Origin of the sequence: Dactylosporangium sp. NPDC049742 (genome assembly GCF_040674675.1) — a bacterium.
Taxonomy (GTDB): domain Bacteria; phylum Actinomycetota; class Actinomycetes; order Mycobacteriales; family Micromonosporaceae; genus Dactylosporangium; species Dactylosporangium maewongense.
Genome location: NZ_JBFANF010000015.1, coordinates 137,932 through 153,756 on the forward strand (window position 1 = coordinate 137,932; position 15,825 = coordinate 153,756).

Annotated in this window: 11 protein-coding genes; all 11 read left to right on the top strand. The window is 70.8% G+C overall.

The window, feature by feature from the left end; translation table 11 throughout:
• Window positions 1–132 precede the first annotated feature (132 nt).
• The 11 genes from AB0J72_RS20760 (at window position 133) to AB0J72_RS20810 (ending at window position 15,815) form a co-directional block, all read left to right on the top strand.
• Complete coding sequence (locus AB0J72_RS20760) at window positions 133–1,728, top strand: BTAD domain-containing putative transcriptional regulator (RefSeq protein WP_363400998.1); 1,596 nt, start codon at window positions 133–135, stop codon at window positions 1,726–1,728.
• Window positions 1,729–1,754: 26 nt separating this feature from the next.
• A complete protein-coding gene (locus tag AB0J72_RS20765; protein ID WP_363401000.1) occupies window positions 1,755–2,222 on the top strand; it encodes a hypothetical protein in 468 nt (155 codons plus the stop codon).
• Window positions 2,223–2,243: 21 nt separating this feature from the next.
• Window positions 2,244–2,930 carry an ElyC/SanA/YdcF family protein gene (locus AB0J72_RS20770; RefSeq protein ID WP_363401002.1) on the top strand — a complete coding sequence of 229 codons (687 nt, stop codon included), beginning with the start codon at window positions 2,244–2,246 and terminating at the stop codon, window positions 2,928–2,930.
• A 374-nt stretch (window positions 2,931–3,304) separates the two neighbouring features.
• Complete coding sequence (locus AB0J72_RS20775) at window positions 3,305–4,084, top strand: WecB/TagA/CpsF family glycosyltransferase (RefSeq protein WP_363401004.1); 780 nt, start codon at window positions 3,305–3,307, stop codon at window positions 4,082–4,084.
• Between the two features lie 41 nt (window positions 4,085–4,125).
• A complete protein-coding gene (asnB, locus tag AB0J72_RS20780) occupies window positions 4,126–6,012 on the top strand; it encodes an asparagine synthase (glutamine-hydrolyzing) (protein WP_363401006.1) in 1,887 nt (628 codons plus the stop codon).
• 40 nt (window positions 6,013–6,052) lie between these two features.
• Window positions 6,053–7,057: a sugar transferase gene (locus AB0J72_RS20785; protein ID WP_363401008.1), complete on the top strand. Its 1,005-nt coding sequence runs from the start codon at window positions 6,053–6,055 to the stop codon at window positions 7,055–7,057.
• Window positions 7,032–8,420, top strand: coding sequence for a hypothetical protein (locus AB0J72_RS20790; RefSeq protein ID WP_363401010.1), 1,389 nt, complete (start codon window positions 7,032–7,034; stop codon window positions 8,418–8,420). The genes AB0J72_RS20785 and AB0J72_RS20790 overlap by 26 nt, the downstream gene beginning before the upstream one ends.
• A complete protein-coding gene (locus AB0J72_RS20795; RefSeq protein WP_363401012.1) occupies window positions 8,417–10,012 on the top strand; it encodes an ATP-binding protein in 1,596 nt (531 codons plus the stop codon). The genes AB0J72_RS20790 and AB0J72_RS20795 overlap by 4 nt, the downstream gene beginning before the upstream one ends.
• A 247-nt stretch (window positions 10,013–10,259) precedes the next feature.
• Window positions 10,260–11,180: a zinc metalloprotease gene (locus AB0J72_RS20800; protein WP_363401014.1), complete on the top strand. Its 921-nt coding sequence runs from the start codon at window positions 10,260–10,262 to the stop codon at window positions 11,178–11,180.
• 312 nt (window positions 11,181–11,492) lie between these two features.
• A complete protein-coding gene (locus AB0J72_RS20805) occupies window positions 11,493–13,094 on the top strand; it encodes a family 20 glycosylhydrolase (RefSeq protein WP_363401016.1) in 1,602 nt (533 codons plus the stop codon).
• Between the two features lie 75 nt (window positions 13,095–13,169).
• Window positions 13,170–15,815: a hypothetical protein gene (locus tag AB0J72_RS20810; protein ID WP_363401018.1), complete on the top strand. Its 2,646-nt coding sequence runs from the start codon at window positions 13,170–13,172 to the stop codon at window positions 15,813–15,815.
• Window positions 15,816–15,825: the final 10 nt, after the last annotated feature.

The window sequence follows — 15,825 nt, forward strand, 5'->3', positions numbered from 1 at the left end:
CGCGGCCGCGCACTGTTTCCGGCAGGGGGCGAGGTCTTTACAATCCGTCGCGCGTTTGCGAACTTTGCAGCAGATATTGAACATGTTCGTGCAAGACCATGACGAACATCTGTCTGTCCACGGGGAGCAATCGTGAAATTTCAGCTGCTCGGACCGGTCGCGGTGCGGTGCGGTGCGGAGTCCCTGCCGCTCGGACCCAGCAAACAGCGCGCGATGCTGGTGGCGCTGCTGCTCGAACGGGGCCACGTCGTGCCGATGGAGCGACTCCTCGAAGTGCTGTGGGACGGCGAGCCGCCCAACTCGGCGGTCTCCAACATCCGCACGTACGCGTCCCGGCTGCGCGGCGCCATCATCGACGGGTGGCGGCGCCCCCGGGTGCACGGCCGGCCCCCCGGGTACCTGATCGAGGTCGACGACGACGAGCTGGACACGGCCGTCTTCGCGAACCTGGCCGGCGCCGGGTACGCCGCGCTCGCCGACGGCAAGCCCGACCGGGCGGCGACGTACTTCCGGGACGCCCTGGACCTGTGGCACGGCGCCGCGGGCGAGGACGTGCCACGCTCCAGGTTCCTCGACCGGCGGCTGTCCGCGCTGGACGAGCAGCGACTGGCCGTCGTCGAAGAGTGGATCAACGCCCGGCAACAGACGCACGGCGACGCGGACCTCATCGCCGACCTGCGCCGGCTGACCGAGAGCCACCCGCTGCGGGAGCGGCTCTGGGGGCATCTGGTGCTGGCGCTGTACCGGGTCGGTGACGTCGGCGCCGCCCTGGCCGCATTCCAGCGCGCCCGCACCGTCCTGATCGAGGACCTCGGCGTCGAACCCGGGCCGGACCTGGTCCAGCTGCACCAGGCCGTGCTGGCCCGCGACCCGGCGCTGGGCGGGCCGGTCGCGCGCCCCCGGGCGGAGCTGCGGCCGGTCGTCGCGCCCCGGGCCATGGTCAACACGGTCACCACCTGGACGCCCCGGGAACTGCCGGTCTCGCCGCCGACGCTGATCGGGCGGGACCGGGAGGTCGCCTCGCTCGTCGCCACCGTCGCGTCGCGCTGCGGCGAGGGCGCGGTGCCGGCCGGGAAGCGGGCCGGGATGCCGACCGTCGTGGCGATCCACGGTCCGAGCGGCGCGGGCGCGTCCGCGGTCGCGATCCGGGCCGCGACGGAGCTGATCCCGGTGTTCCCCGACGGCCAGCTGTACGCCGACCTGCGCACGGCGGGCGCGGCACAGGTGCTCGGCTGGTTCCTGCGGGCCCTGGGCGCCCCGGCGGGCCAGGTGCCCAGCGACGTCGAGGAGGCGGCGGCCCGGTTCCGTTCCGCGTCGGCGGACCGCCGCTTACTCATCCTCCTGGACAACGCCGCCGACGAGGCCCAGGTCCGGCCCCTGCTGAGCGCCACGAGCGGCAGCGCCGTCATCGTCACCAGCGCCCGGAAGCTCGCCGCACTGGACGCGACCGCACACGTGGAGGTCGCCCCCCTCAGCGACGACGACGCGATCCGCCTCCTGGCCACGATCTCGGGCACCGGCATCACCGCCGCCTCCAAACCTTCCCTGCAGACCCTCGTCGAACTGTGCGGCGGCCTCCCCCTCGCCCTGCGCATCGTCGCGGCCCGACTGGCCAGCGCCCCCGACGTCCCCCTCGACCGCCTCGCCGCCGACCTGATCACCGAACGCCGCCGCTCCCGCACCCTCTCCTGCGGCGACCTGCGCATCTCGTACCGCTCCGCAGCCTGACCCCTGGTGCTTGGCAGACTGACCGCGTGACCGATGAGCACGGCCAGGACGAACCCGACACCGACCAGCCGCCCCGGACACCAACTCTGCAAGTCGCGAGGCAGTTGGCACAGGAGTTGGCCGGGGTCGCGACTGTGGAGGTCGACCGCTTCCTGGGCGGGATATCGGTGGGCATCACGCCAAGCAGACCCGATGCCTGTGCCTTCGGATGGATGGACTTCTCCGATGGGCTCATCCTGCAGGTCGGTGACTACGGCGGCCGATGGGAACTGGACGCCGGCCCGGAAGACTTCGCCCTGCTCGAAGACATCGCCCGCTCAGTGATCGCCGGCAGGGTCCGGGAGGTGTTCGCTCCCGGCCGCTCGGCCGTCTCGGTCACGCTCGCCGATGGATCAGTGGAGACCGAGATCGGAAACGAGGTCCCGGCTGGCTGCCTGCCGCTACCCTTCTGGCGGCGCTGGTCCCCCAGCGTCCAGTACGCCGCCTACAGGTAACCGGCCAGGTTGGAAGGTCGCATGACGGACGCGCGGGAGAAGGCGAAGCCGGTGCGCCGGTGGCGTCGGCGGGTGGTGCTCAGCGCGGCTGCCGCGCTGCTGCTCACCAGTGCGCCATGGCTGTGGACGCAGGTCGCCGCGCGCGGGCACGTGCACGACGAGGCGGATGCGCCGGCCGCGGACGTCGTCATCGTGCTCGGCGGCGAGGTGGCGGCGGACAGGCGGACGCCCGCGCCACGCCTGGCCGGCCGGCTGGACACCGCCGCCGCGCTCGTGGACAGTGGCCGCGCCCGGGTGATCCTGGTGTCCGGCGACGGCGGCGGCGAGTCCGGTGACGAGCCGGCCGTGATGACCGCGTACCTGACCGGCCTCGGCGTCGACCCGCGCCGCATCGTGGCCGACCCGCACGGCCTGGACACCTACGACACGTGCGTGCGGGCGCGGGACGTCTACGGCGTCACCCGCGCCCTGGTGGTCACCCAGGCCTACCACCTGTCCCGGGCGGTGACGCTGTGCCGGCAGGTGGGCATCGACACCGACGGCGTGAACGCCCGCTGCGGCGGCTGCTCCGCCGGCCTGCTGGCCAGCAAGGCCGTGCGGGACTACTTCGCCAGCGGCAAGGCCGCCTGGGACGCGCTGCGCGGACGACCGCCGGCGGTCACCTCCCCGCCGACCCCACAGGTCCGGGACGCCCTGCAAGCCGATTGATCGATCAGCGCTTCCAGCCTGGCCGGACAGCCCGGCCGGACCGAGTCGCGTCCACAATGGACGGTCGTGCGTCGGGCGTGACCTCGCCAGCATAAGGGCCCACACCGGGCCGGGCGGCGGGTCCGCAGGTGAAAACGCGTGTGGCGGGTCGAGGGGCACGTCGGCATGACGTCGCGGTGACGCGATCGCCCACCGCAAGTCACCTCCGCTCTGCCGCCGTCCGGCGTTTGTCGGCAACCGCGTGGGTACAGGCGCGCTCAGCATCCCGCAGTCGAGGCTCGCGTTCGTTGCCTCGACCCGACCGGCGTGGTCGGCGCGTGCCGGCGGGGCGGGAGGAAGGAAGAGCGTTGGTCGACGCGGGAAAACGCAGCGTCATGGGGGTGTTGGTCGACGTCATCGACTACGACGCGGCGGTCGCGAAGGTGTTCGCGGCCGCCCAGCAGCAGCGCCCGTTCATCCTGACCGCGCTGGCCGCGCACGGCGTGATGACCGGGGTGTCCGACCGGCGGCACAACGCCCGGCTCAACGCCTTCGACGTGATCGTCCCGGACGGCCAGCCGGTGCGGTGGGCGTTGAACCTGCTGCACCAGGCTGAGCTGCGCGAGTGGGTGAGCGGGCCGGAGCTGACCCACCGGGTGCTGTGGCGTGCGGCCATCGAGGAGTTGCCGGTCTATCTGTACGGGTCCACGCCGCGTACCGTCGCGAGGTTGGCCGGGGCGTTGACCCGGACTGTCCCGATGCTGCGGATCGCCGGCGCCGAACCGTCGCGGTTCCGTGACGCCGAGCCGGGCGAGTACGCGCGCATCGCCGAACGGGTCAACGCATCGGGAGCCCGCCTGGTCCTGGTCGGTCTCGGCTGCCCGCGGCAGGAGTCGTTCGTCCACGCGATGCGGCCGCTGCTCGCCATGCCGCTGCTGGCGGTCGGGGCCGCCTTCGACTATCACGCCGGGCTGCTGAGCTACGCACCACGCTGGATGCAACGCAACGGCCTGGCCTGGCTGTGGCGGCTGGTCCTCGAGCCGCGCCGGCTGTGGCGGCGTTACCTGGTCCTCGGCCCCCGGTACCTCGTGCGGCTGTCGGCGCAGAAGGTGGGGCTGTGGGAGCCGCACGTGCCGGTGCCCTCGCACCGGCCGGCCGAACCCGCACCGGTCTGACCGCGCTCGCCTGTTCATCGATCGACCGAGGCGGAGGACTCATGTGCGGAATCACCGGAATCGTAGTGGCCGACGACGGGCCTGCCGTGGACGAGGACCGGCTGCGCGCCATGTGTGGCAGCCTCGCCCACCGGGGCCCGGACGAGGACGGCTTCTTCATCACGGCCACCGCCGGCCTGGCGGTGCGGCGGCTGGCGGTCATCGACGTGCTGCACGGCCGGCAGCCGGTGCGGTCCGAGGACGGCACCGTGCACGCGGTGCTCAACGGCGCGATCTACAACCATCAAAGGCTGCGGCAGTACCTCGCCGCGCGCGGCCACACCTTCCGCTCCGGCAACGACGCCGAGGTGATCCCGCACCTGTACGAGGAGTTCGGCACCGGCTTCGCGCGGCACCTGGAAGGCATGTTCGCCATCGCCCTGTACGACAGCGCCCAGCACCGGATGGTTCTGTGCCGCGACCGGGTCGGGGTGAAGCCGCTGCACTACGCCGAGCGCCCCGACGGCCTCGTGTTCGGCTCGGAGATCAAGGCGGTGCTGTGCGCGATCCCCGATCGGACACCGGACCTGCAGGCGTTCAGCGCGTACCTGTCGCTGATGTACGTGCCCGCACCGCGGACGATGTACCGGGAGATCCGCAAGCTCGAACCGGGCACGACGCTGGTCTGGCAGGACAACCGCTGCACGGTGCAGCGCTACTGGGCGCTCGCCGACGTGCCGCAGCGGCGCCACCTCACCGCCGCCCGCGCGAGTGCGATCCTGCGTGACCTCGCGGTCGAATGCGTCCGCCAGCAACTGACGGCCGACGTGCCGGTGGGCTTCTTCCTCAGCGGCGGCATGGACTCCGGCACGGTCGTCGCGGCCGCCCGGCGCGCATTGCCCGACGCCACGCTGAAGACCTTCTCGGTGGGCTTCGCCGACCGGTCGTACGACGAACGCACCGGGGCCGCCCTCGCCGCGGCCAGGTTCGGCACCGAGCACACCGAGCTCGTGGTCGAACCGGCGGCGGCGGACGTCGTGGACGACATCCTGCCGGCCTTCGACGAGCCGTTCGCCGACCCGTCGATGGTGCCCACCTACTACCTGTGCCGCCTCGCCCGCCGGGACGTGACGGTGGCGTTGAGCGGCGACGGCGGGGACGAGCTCTTCGCCGGTTACCTCACCTACCAGGCCGACAAGTACGCCCGCTACTACCGCCACCTGCCGCGCGCGGTGACGGCCGGGATCGTGCCGGGCCTGCTGCGCTTCCTTCCGCGCTCCAGCGCCAGGGCGAGCTTCGACTTCAAGGCCCGTCGCTTCGCCGACAACGCCCTCGAGGAGCCCGGCCGCAGTCACTACCTGTGGCGGGTCGTGTTCCGGGAGGCGCACAAGGCGCGGCTGCTGCAGCCGGACGTGCTCGCCGAGCTGTGCGACACGTACGACACGCACGAGGCGCACTACGAAGCCGGCGCCGGCTTCGACCGGCTGACCCGGTTCCAGTACACCGACGCCCACGTCTACCTGCCCGACGACGTGCTGACGAAGGTCGACCGGGTGAGCATGGCGCACTCCCTGGAGGTACGGGTTCCGCTGCTGGCCACGTCGATGCTCGAGTTCGCCTTCTCGTTGCCGGGTTCGATGAAGTTCCCGGGCCGGCAACCGAAACGGCTGCTGCGGCAGGCGATGGCCGGCCTGCTGCCGCCGCGGACGCTCGCCATGGGCAAGAAGGGCTTCAACGCCCCGCTGCCGCAGTGGCTGCGCGGCGAGTTCCGGCCGCTGGTGCGCGAGTACCTGTGCCGGGACGTCCTGCGGCGGCAGGGCTACCTGCGCTTCGACGCGGTGAACGAGATCGTCGAGCGCCACCTCAGCGGCGTGGCCGAACACGCCCGTGAGATCTGGATCCTGCTGCTGTTCACCATGTGGGCCGAGCGGGAGAAGGCATACCGATGACGACGGCGCCTGCCCGCCTGCCCTGGAGGTCCGAACTCCCGTGAGAATCTGGTGGCTGCTCTTCCCGCTGCTGCTGGCCTTGCTGCCCGCCGTCGTCCTCACCTCCTCCGTCCCCAAGCGGGTTCGGGCCTGGGCCTGCCGGGTCGCCTTCGTCGTCACCGCGGCGCTGATCGCCGCGCCGTGGATCTGGCTGCGCCTCGACCACGAGGTGCCGGCACGGGTCGCCATGATCCTGATCACCGGATCGCTCGCCGGCGGGATCGTGCTCAGCGGCGCCACCGCCGGGATCGTCGAGGACAACGCGCCGCCGTCGCCCGCCGTCCAGCGCGCGGTCCTGAGGTATCACAATGCCTGCACCATGCGTCCGGTACCGCGGGGCAAGCGGATCCTGGACGTGACCGGCGCTCTCGTCGGCCTGGCGTTCACGCTGCCGCTGTGGCCGATCATCGGCCTGCTCATCTGGTTCGAGGAGCCCGGGCCGATCTTCTTCACCAAGAACTCCGTGGGCCGCGGCGGCCGCACGTTCCGCCAGTTCAAGTTCCGCAGCATGCAGTACGGCGCCGAGCGGCTCACGGGACCGGTCGTGTCGCCGGCCGGTGACCCGCGCACGCTCAAGGTCGGTCGCCGGCTGCGTCGCTGGCACCTCGACGAGCTCCCCGAGCTGATCAACGTGCTCAGCGGCTCGATGAGCCTGGTCGGGCCGCGGCCGCTGCGCACCGTGCTCGTCCGCAAGCACCTCGAGTCGGTGCCCGGCTACACCGAACGGCACACGGTGCGGCCCGGCATCGCCTGCATCGCCCAGATCGAGAGGTTCTACATGCCGCCGCAGGAGCGGCTGGCGAAGGACCTCGCCTACATCGAGCACCAGGGCGTGCTGCTCGACCTGCAACTGCTCGTCCGCGCCGTGCTGACCACGGTCCGCGGCGAGCGTCACTACGACGAGCCGGTGCTCGCCGCGACCGCTCCCGCCGCGGTGCTGGCGAGCCGGACCGACGGACAGCCGCCGATGCTGCTCGACAATGCCAGCCAGACCCAGGACGTCTGAGCGGACGCGCATCCCGCGCATCCCGCGCGCCCGAGGCCGGCTCGCCGGTGCCGGGCTGCTCGACCAGATGGTCATCGCCGCCGCTAACTCGGCGAACACCCTCCTGGGTGGGATCCTGCTACCCAAAGGGCAGTTCGGCGCGCTCGCCCTGGCGTTGGCGGTGGGCTACTTCGCGACGTGCCTCAACCGGGCGGTCGTCGGTGACGTACTGCTCGCGCTGGCCTCCCGCCACGACGGCGAGCCCCGCGTGCGCCTGGCCCGCAACGGCCTGGCCACCGCGCTGTGCTCCGGCCTGATCACCACTGTCGTCTTCGTGGTCCTGTGGGCCCTCTACCCCGGCCGCGGCGAGATCGACCTGCGCCAGCTCATCTGGCTCGCGCCGTTCATGGTCCCGATCATGCTGCACGACACCGCCCGCTTCGACTGTCTGGCCGACCGCCGCCCGGACAAGGCCCTCGGCATCGACCTGGTCTGGGCCGGCACCCAGGCCGTCGTGGTCGTCATCATGATCCTCACCCACACCTCCAGCGCCGGCGGGCTGCTCACCGGCTGGGGTCTCGGTGCCACCGCCGGCGTCACCGTCTACCTCATCCGGGAACACCGGCTGCCCTGGCAGGGCAGCCCGCGTGCCTGGCTGGCCGACACCAGGCAGCTGTCCGGCTGGTTCACCATCACCGCCATCGTGGCCCAGGTCCAGGTCCTGGCGATCAGCTTCATCGTCGCCGGCCGCCTGTCCAAGATCGACCTGGCCAACCTGCGGTTCGTGCAGACCGTCCAGCTCCAACCCGTGCAGAACCTGATCACCGCCGTCCAGAACCTGCTGGTCCCCCACGTCTCCCGCAATGCCGCCAACGCCGCCGAACCCGGCCCCGAAGGCGCCCGTGCCGCCCTCGCCCTGCGCCGCCAGACCCGCCAACTGGCGATCGCCTTCGCCATCCTCGGCGCGCTCATGGTGCTCATCTTCTGGCCCGTCGTCTCCTACGTTCTGGTCCACACCCAGAAATTCGCCGAGGCCGCCCCGCTGGTCCTGCCCATCGCCCTGCAAGGCGCGCTCTACCTGTTCCAGGTCCCCTTCACCGCCGCGATGCGCGGCATGCACCGCGCCCGGATGCTCTTCGTGCACTACGTCTTCTTCGTCGTCGTCTCCCTCGGCGGCCTCACCTTCGGCGCCGGCCACGGCGGCCTGCACGGCGCCGCCTGGGGCCTGCTCACCGGCTCGGCCGCCAGCCTCATCTGCATGGTCACCCTCTACGCCTACGCCCTGAGACGGGTCCAGGAAGTGCCCGAGGGCCCGCACGGCCCGGCGGATGCGGGCGTCGACACGCTCGATCGGCCAGGACTTGCCGTCCGGCCAAGCGTTTGAGTTCGGCGCAGCCGAGAACGGGTCGGCGCCGCGTTAATGTCGGGGCTGTGAGCACGTCCGTACTCTGGCGGGCCATACGGGCAGGTGGCAGACCGGCGCTCGCTCTCCTGGCAGGTGCTGCCGCGTTTCCGCTCGTCGGCATCCTTGTCCAGCACGTCGGGCCGTACATCCCGATCGAGATCCTCATCGTCTTCGGCATCGCCGGCATCGTCGCGATCACCCACTACGCCGGCGTCGTGTTCGGCGTCCCGGTAGCGCTGGCGAGCTTCCTCGCCTTCGACTGGTACTACCTGCCACCCACGCATCCGATCGGGATCCCCGCAGGCGGCGACCTGACCGAGGCCGTGGTGTTCCTCCTGCTGGCGACTGCCGTCGGCGAGTTCGCCGCCATGGCCCAGCGCCGGAGCGTGGCGGCGGAGACCGCGCGCCGCCTGCTCACCAGCGAGCAGGCGGCGCTACGGCGGGTGGCGACGCTGGTTGCGCAGGACGCCCCGCCGGCCGAGGTGTTCGGCGCGGTGGCCGCCGAGGTCGGCAGGATCTTCGACACCGACCTCGCGACCGTGGTGCGCTTCGAGCCGGACTCCACCGCGACCGTGGTCGCCGTCTGGAGCAGACGACCAAGCGCGTTGCGGCCCGGCGTCAACTACAAGCTCGATGGTTCCGTCGTCGCGACGGCGGTGTTCCAGTCCCACTGCCCGGCGCGGGTCGACGACTACGCCCGGGTCCTCGGCCCTGCCGCGGACCTGGCGCGGCAACTGGGCATCTGCTCGACCGTCGCCGCGCCGATCGTCGTCGACCGGCGTCTCTGGGGAGCCGCGATCGCCGCCGTGACGCGGCCCGCCCCGCTTCCGGCCGAATCCGAGACCCGCATCTGTGACTTCACCGAGCTTCTGGCCGCCAGCATCGCCAACACCCAGAACAAGGCCGAGCTGACCACCTCCCGCGCCCGTATCGTTGCCGCGGCCGACGAGACACGGCGGCGGCTGGAGCGTGAGCTCCACGACAGGGTGCAGCAGCGGCTCATCTCGTTGGCCATCGAACTGACCATCGCCGAGTCATCCGCCCCGCCGGAACTGTCCGACCTGCACGTCCAGCTGTCGTCCGTCAAGGAGGGCTTGAAGGAGCTGGCCGAGAGTGTGCGTGAGCTCTCGCGGGGGATTCATCCGACGATCCTTTCCGAGGGGGGTCTCGAGCCCGCGCTGAAGGCGCTGATCCGCCGCTCCACGGTTCCCGCCGACTACGACATCCGCATCGACACCCGGTTTCCCGAGGGCATCGAGGTGGCCGCGTACCACGTCGTGTCCGAGGCGCTCAGCAACGTGGCGAAGCACGCCCGGGCTTCGGGCGTGACGGTGCGGGTCAGAAACTCGGATCGCGCGCTCAGCCTGTCCGTCCGCGACGACGGTTGCGGCTGCGCCGCCTCCGCCCGAGGTTCGGGTCTGACCGGTCTGGAGGATCGCGTCAAGGCGCTCGGTGGGACGATCGACGTCGTGACCCCGCCCGACGGCGGCACGGAACTGCGCGCGACGCTCCCCGTCGTTTCGCACGGAGGCTCCCCGCCGAGCGATCTTGGACCCGTGGTCAGCCCTTAGGGACGGAAGCGTCACGCACCACGAGGTGCGCCACAGGAGTCTCCTGCTGCCGTCGATCATGTGCGTGACCATGGCCGCGTTCGACTCGCTTCGACGCGCCCGACCCTATTACGACCCCTGGTTGCCACACTCAGTCTTCTCGCCACCACCGCACCGTGTTCTCATGCCGGGAGGCGACGATCCCGCCTGCTGACAGCGGTGTGGAAGGTGAACGATGCGCAGAAGATCAACGCTACGGCTGGCGGTCATGACCGCTGCCGTGGCGACTTTCGTGACGGCGGGTGGCGGTTCCAGCGTGGCCCGCACGGCCGATACCGTGCACGCCTCCGCGGGCGCCGCGGCGTGCGACCCGGGTGCCAGCGGGGCGCGGATGGGCGAGGGTGCCACCGCTCAGGAGCCGGAGCTGTACCCGAAGAACGAAGCGAATGCCTACGGTGTGATCAAGGATTCGCCGCGTCTGGCCAACGGCAGCGTCACCGTGCCCACGGTCTTTCACATGATCTCCGACCACCCGTTCGGCGCCGCCGAGAAGGATCGGTGGAACACGCTGATCGCGGCACAGATGGCGGTGCTCAACGACTCGTACTCGGGTCGCACGGCTGCGGACGCGTCCGACACACCGTTCCGGTTCTCGCTCACCAGCACGACCTGGACGGTGAACAGTGACTGGTACACCGTCGTGCCGGGCAAGAACGAGCGGGACATGAAGCGGGCGCTGTACACCGGCGACGCCCGCACCCTCAACGTGTACGCGGGCAACATCGGCGGCGGGCTGCTCGGCTGGGCCTACTTCCCGAAGGGGTACAACAACGGCCGCGACTACATCGACGGCGTGGTCATGCTCGACGAATCGATGCCCGGCGGGACGGCCGGCAAGTACGCCGAGGGCGACACCCTGACGCACGAGGTCGGGCACTGGCTGATGCTGGAGCACACCTTCGCGCACGGGTGCGCCGCGTCCGGCGACTACGTGGCCGACACCCCGCGCGAGGCCATCCCTCAGTTCGACTGCCCGGTCGGCGCGGACACGTGCAGCGCTCCCGGGCTGGACCCGATCCACAACTTCATGGACTACTCGCAGGACTCGTGCATGAACATGTTCACCGCCGGGCAGGCGGACCGGATGAGTGACGCCTGGGTGGCATTCCGCGCCGGTGGCGGGAAGTAACCAGGGATCGAGGCCGACGGCCCGCAGCGCACCACCCGGTGCGCTGCGGGCCGCTTCATGTCCGCAGGGCGGCGGATCGCCGCCGACGTCAGACGCTCCCGCCGGTCGCGGAAGCGTGGAGCGCTGACGACGGTGCGCCGCCGGGCAGGCGCCGTCGCCACGATCAGGCATGACCCGAGCGCCATTTGTAAAGCACCTTGCCTTTCACTCGGGCCCGTGCCATCCTGGCTGAACTGGGGATCGTCAAATGCAAATGCCTGATGGCGGGTGCGAGCCCGCCCGCAGGCCGGCGCGTTCTGCGAGAGGACCGTCATGGCCACCCCGTCCCTGCCACGACGACTCGGCGGGGCCCTCACCGGCCTCGGCGTTGTCGCCGCCCTCCTGTCCGCCACCACCGCTCCCGCCGCCGCCGCAACCGCCGTCGCGTTCAGCTCGGTCGTCCCGGCCCCGGTCACGGCCACCGCCACGCCCGGCGTCAGCCACGGCATCACCGCGTCCACCACCATCTACGCCGCGCCCGGTTCCGCACCGGCGGCGGCCATCGCCAACCAGCTCGCAGCCCGGCTGCGGGTCTCGACCGGGCTGCCACTGCCGGTCGTCACCACCGTCGCCGGCCCGGCCGACGGAATCGCCCTGCTGCTCACCGGCGCGCCGCCCGGCGTCGGCGCCGAGGGCTACCAGCTCGACGTCACCGCGAGCGCGATCACCATCCGGGCGAACCAGCCCGCCGGGCTGTTCCGCGGCGTGCAGACGCTGCGGCAGCTGCTGCCCGTGACCGCCGACGCGGCGACACTCCAGTCCGGACCGTGGCCGGTGCCGGGCGGGCAGATCGTCGACCACCCGCGGTTCGCGCACCGCGGTGCGATGCTCGACGTGGCGCGGCACTTCTTCACCGTGGCCCAGGTCCAGCGGTACCTCGACCAGCTCGCGCTGTACAAGATCAACGTGCTGCACCTGCACCTGTCCGACGACCAGGGCTGGCGCATCGCCGTCAACTCCTGGCCGAACCTGGCCACCTATGGCGGCGGCACGCAGGTCGGCGGCGGGCCGGGCGGCTACTACACCCAGGCGGACTACACGGCGATCGTGAACTACGCGGCCGACCGGTACATCACGATCATTCCCGAGATCGACATGCCCGGGCACACCAATGCCGCGCTCGCCTCGTACGCGCAGCTCAACTGCAACGGCGTGGCGCCGGCCCGGTACACCGGCACGCAGGTCGGGTTCAGCTCGCTGTGCGTGCCGCTGGAGCTGACGTACACATTCATCGACCAGGTGATCGGGGAGATCGCCGCGCTGACCCCGGGGCCGTACGTGCACATCGGCGGCGACGAGGCCAGCTCCACCACCGCGGCCGACTACTCGTACCTCATCAACCGGGTACAGCAGATCGTCGCCGCGCACGGCAAGACCGTCGTCGGATGGCACGACGTGGCCAACGCGACCCTGCTGCCCTCGACGGTGGCCCAGTTCTGGGGCACCACCACCAGCAACGCGCCGCTGGCCGCGGCGGTGGCGAACGGCACCAAGGTGGTCATGTCCCCGGCCAACAAGACCTACCTGGACATGAAGTACCGCAACAACACGAGGCTCGGTCAGAAGTGGGCCGGTCTCATCGACGTCAACACGGCGTACGAATGGAACCCGGGCGCCTACCTCACCGGTGCCGGCGAGACCGCCGTGCTCGGCGTCGAGGCACCGCTGTGGTCGGAAACGCTCGTGACCACGGCCGACATCGAGTACATGGCCTTCCCGCGGCTGCCCGCGATCGCCGAACTGGGCTGGTCGCCATGGAGCACGCACAACCTCACCGCGTTCAAGCAGCGCCTCGGTGCGCAGGGACCACGCTGGAACGTCATGGGCATCAACTACTACCACTCGACCCAGGTCACCTGGCCGAGCGGCTCGTAACCGCCGGCGGAGCCGCAACGCCACCGGGCTTGCGGCTCCGCATACCGTCGGAGGTGCAAATTGTCACGAAATCGGATGATGTATCGGCGGGCGCTGGCCACGCTCCTGCTCACCGTGACCTCGGTCCTGACCATCGGTGCGCTCGGCCCCGGCGGCGCCTCGGCCGCCACCGTGGGCTCCACCGAGCTGACCTCGGGCTGGGCCCTGCGCTCCGCCACCGGCCTGGCCGACACCGGCGCCACGATCTCCCAGGTCGGCTACCCGACCGCCGGCTGGAGCCCGGTCGCCCTGCCCTCGACCGTGCTGGCCGGGCTGGTGGCGAACAACGTCTACACCAACATCTACGCCGGCACGAACCTGCAGTCCGTGCCGGACCTGACCGGCCAGGACTGGTGGTACCGCGGCCAGTTCACCGCCGCGGCCACGAGCCCCGGGCAGGTCTACTGGCTGCGGCTGCAGGGCCTGAGCTACCGCGCCCAGGTCTGGCTCAACGGCACGCAGCTCGACGCGAACGCCGTCGGCACGTTCGTCTCGCACGAGTACAACGTCACCGGCGCGATCGTGCCCGGCGCGTTGAACGCCGTCGCGATCCGGGTGACCCCGCCGCGGCACGCCTGCGCCGACCTGTCGGTGTGCACCGTCGACTGGAACCCCGAGGCGCCCGACATGAACGCCGGGATCTGGGGCCGCACGTCCGTCGACACGACGGGTCCGGTCGCCGTCCGTGACCCGTACGTCAAGACCGTCCTGCCACTGCCGGCCACCAATGCGGCCGACCTCACCGTCTACGCCGACGCGATCAACGCGACGGCGGCGCCGGTCACCACGACCGTCACCGCCACCATCAGCAAGCCGGGCCAGCCGACGATCACGGCCGGCCAGACCGTGACACTGGCGGCGGGAGAGCGCCGCGAGCTCGTCTTCGATCCCGCCGGCTACCCGCAGCTGCACGTCGTCAACCCCGTGCTGTGGTGGCCGTACCAGTTCGGCAGCCCCGAGCTGTACCAGGTCACGACGGCGGCAAGCGTCTCCGGGGCGGCGTCCGACAGCAAGACGGTCAACTTCGGCGTCCGGCAGTTCACCGACTACCGCACGACGGTGCAGGGCACCTCCTTCGCCGGGTACAAGGTCAACGGCCAGCCGATCCTGTTCCGCGGCGGCGGGTACGTCTGGGACCTGCTGCAACGGTGGGACACCAGGACGAACAAGGCACACGTCGACTACGTGAAGGGCATGGGCCTCAACACGATCCGCCTCGAAGGGACGCTCGGCAACCAGGAGCTCTACGACCTCGCCGACGCGGCCGGCATCATGATCATGCCGGGATTCGTCTGCTGCAGCGCCTGGGAGAACGACAGCGGCTGGACCGCGGAGCAGACCACCGTCGCCCAGGCGTCGCTCAACACCCAGATGCGGGCCCTGCGCGCGCACGCCAGCACGTTCATGTGGAACTACGGCAGCGACCAGCCGCCGACGGCGGCGCACCTGACCGCGTACAAGAACATCGCCGCCGGCCTGCACTGGCAGAACCCGACCGTGGACAACGTCGCGACCTGGTCCAACGCGAACGCGGGCATGAAGATGGACGGTCCCTACAAGTGGGAGCCGCCGGTGCTGTGGTGGGACCTCACCCGCCAGGGCTCGGCGTTCGGGACCACCGGTGAGGAGGGCACCGAGGCGCCGCCGCCGCTGGAGAGCCTCTCGCGGTTCCTCACCCCGGCACAGACCTGGCCGGTCGGCAACGCGGCCTGGAACTACCACGCGGGCCGGGGCGGCAGCGTCTTCGACAACACCGACGTCTACACCACCGCCCTCAACCGGCGGTACGGCACCACTACCAGCGCCGCGGACTACTCGAAGAAGTCCGAGGTGATGAACTACGAGAACACCCGCTCGTTCTTCGAGGCGTGGAGCGCCCGGCAGCACACCCAGTCGTTCGGCAGCATCTGGTGGATGCAGAACAACGCCTGGCCGGCGCTGCACTGGAACCTCTACGACTACTACTTCAAGCCGGGCGGATCGTTCTACGGCACCAGGAAGGCCACCGAGCCGGTCCACGTCGCCTACGACTACTTCAGCCGCAACGCATACGTCGTGAACTCCACCCTCACCGGCCGGACCGGGCTGACCGCCACCGCCACGGTGTACAACGTCCCGGACCTGACCCAGAAGTACACCACCAGCGTCGCGGTCAGCGCGCCCGCGAACGCCTCCGCGCCGATCCTGACGCTGCCGGCGATCACCGGACTGACGTCGACCTACTTCGTCCGCCTCCAGCTGAAGGACTCCAGCGGCACGACCGTCAGCAACAACCTCTACTGGTACTCCACCACGGCCGACGCGCTGGGCAACAAGAAGAACTGGTACTCCACCAGCGTCAAGACCTACGCCAACCTCACCGGGCTGAACAGCCTCGCCGCCAACGCCGGCGTCACCACGGGCGTGTCCCGGTCGGTCGCCGGCGGGCAGGAGACGGTCACGATCACGTTGACCAACACGAGTCCGGCCAACATCGCGTTCTTCGTCCGCCCGGAGGTGACCGCCGGCAACGGCGGCAACGAGGTCGTGCCGGTCACCTACACCGACAACTACGTCTCGCTCTTCCCCGGCGAGTCGACCCAGGTCACGGCGGTCTACGCCACCGCTGACCTGGGCGGGCTGCCCGCCCATCTGCGGGTGCGCGGCTACAACGTCCCGACCGTCTCGGTGCCGGTGCCTTGATCCGGAGCGC

What these genes read in the sequence shown, in the direction of transcription:
- AB0J72_RS20770 (WP_363401002.1), top strand. Translation starts at nt 2,244, where the DNA reads ATGACGGACGCGCGGGAGAAGGCGAAGCCGGTGCGCCGGTGGCGTCGG.
- AB0J72_RS20775 (WP_363401004.1), top strand. Translation starts at nt 3,305, where the DNA reads ATGGGGGTGTTGGTCGACGTCATCGACTACGACGCGGCGGTCGCGAAG.
- asnB (WP_363401006.1), top strand. Translation starts at nt 4,126, where the DNA reads ATGTGCGGAATCACCGGAATCGTAGTGGCCGACGACGGGCCTGCCGTG.
- AB0J72_RS20790 (WP_363401010.1), top strand. Translation starts at nt 7,032, where the DNA reads ATGCCAGCCAGACCCAGGACGTCTGAGCGGACGCGCATCCCGCGCATC.
- AB0J72_RS20800 (WP_363401014.1), top strand. Translation starts at nt 10,260, where the DNA reads ATGACCGCTGCCGTGGCGACTTTCGTGACGGCGGGTGGCGGTTCCAGC.
- AB0J72_RS20805 (WP_363401016.1), top strand. Translation starts at nt 11,493, where the DNA reads ATGGCCACCCCGTCCCTGCCACGACGACTCGGCGGGGCCCTCACCGGC.
- AB0J72_RS20810 (WP_363401018.1), top strand. Translation starts at nt 13,170, where the DNA reads ATGATGTATCGGCGGGCGCTGGCCACGCTCCTGCTCACCGTGACCTCG.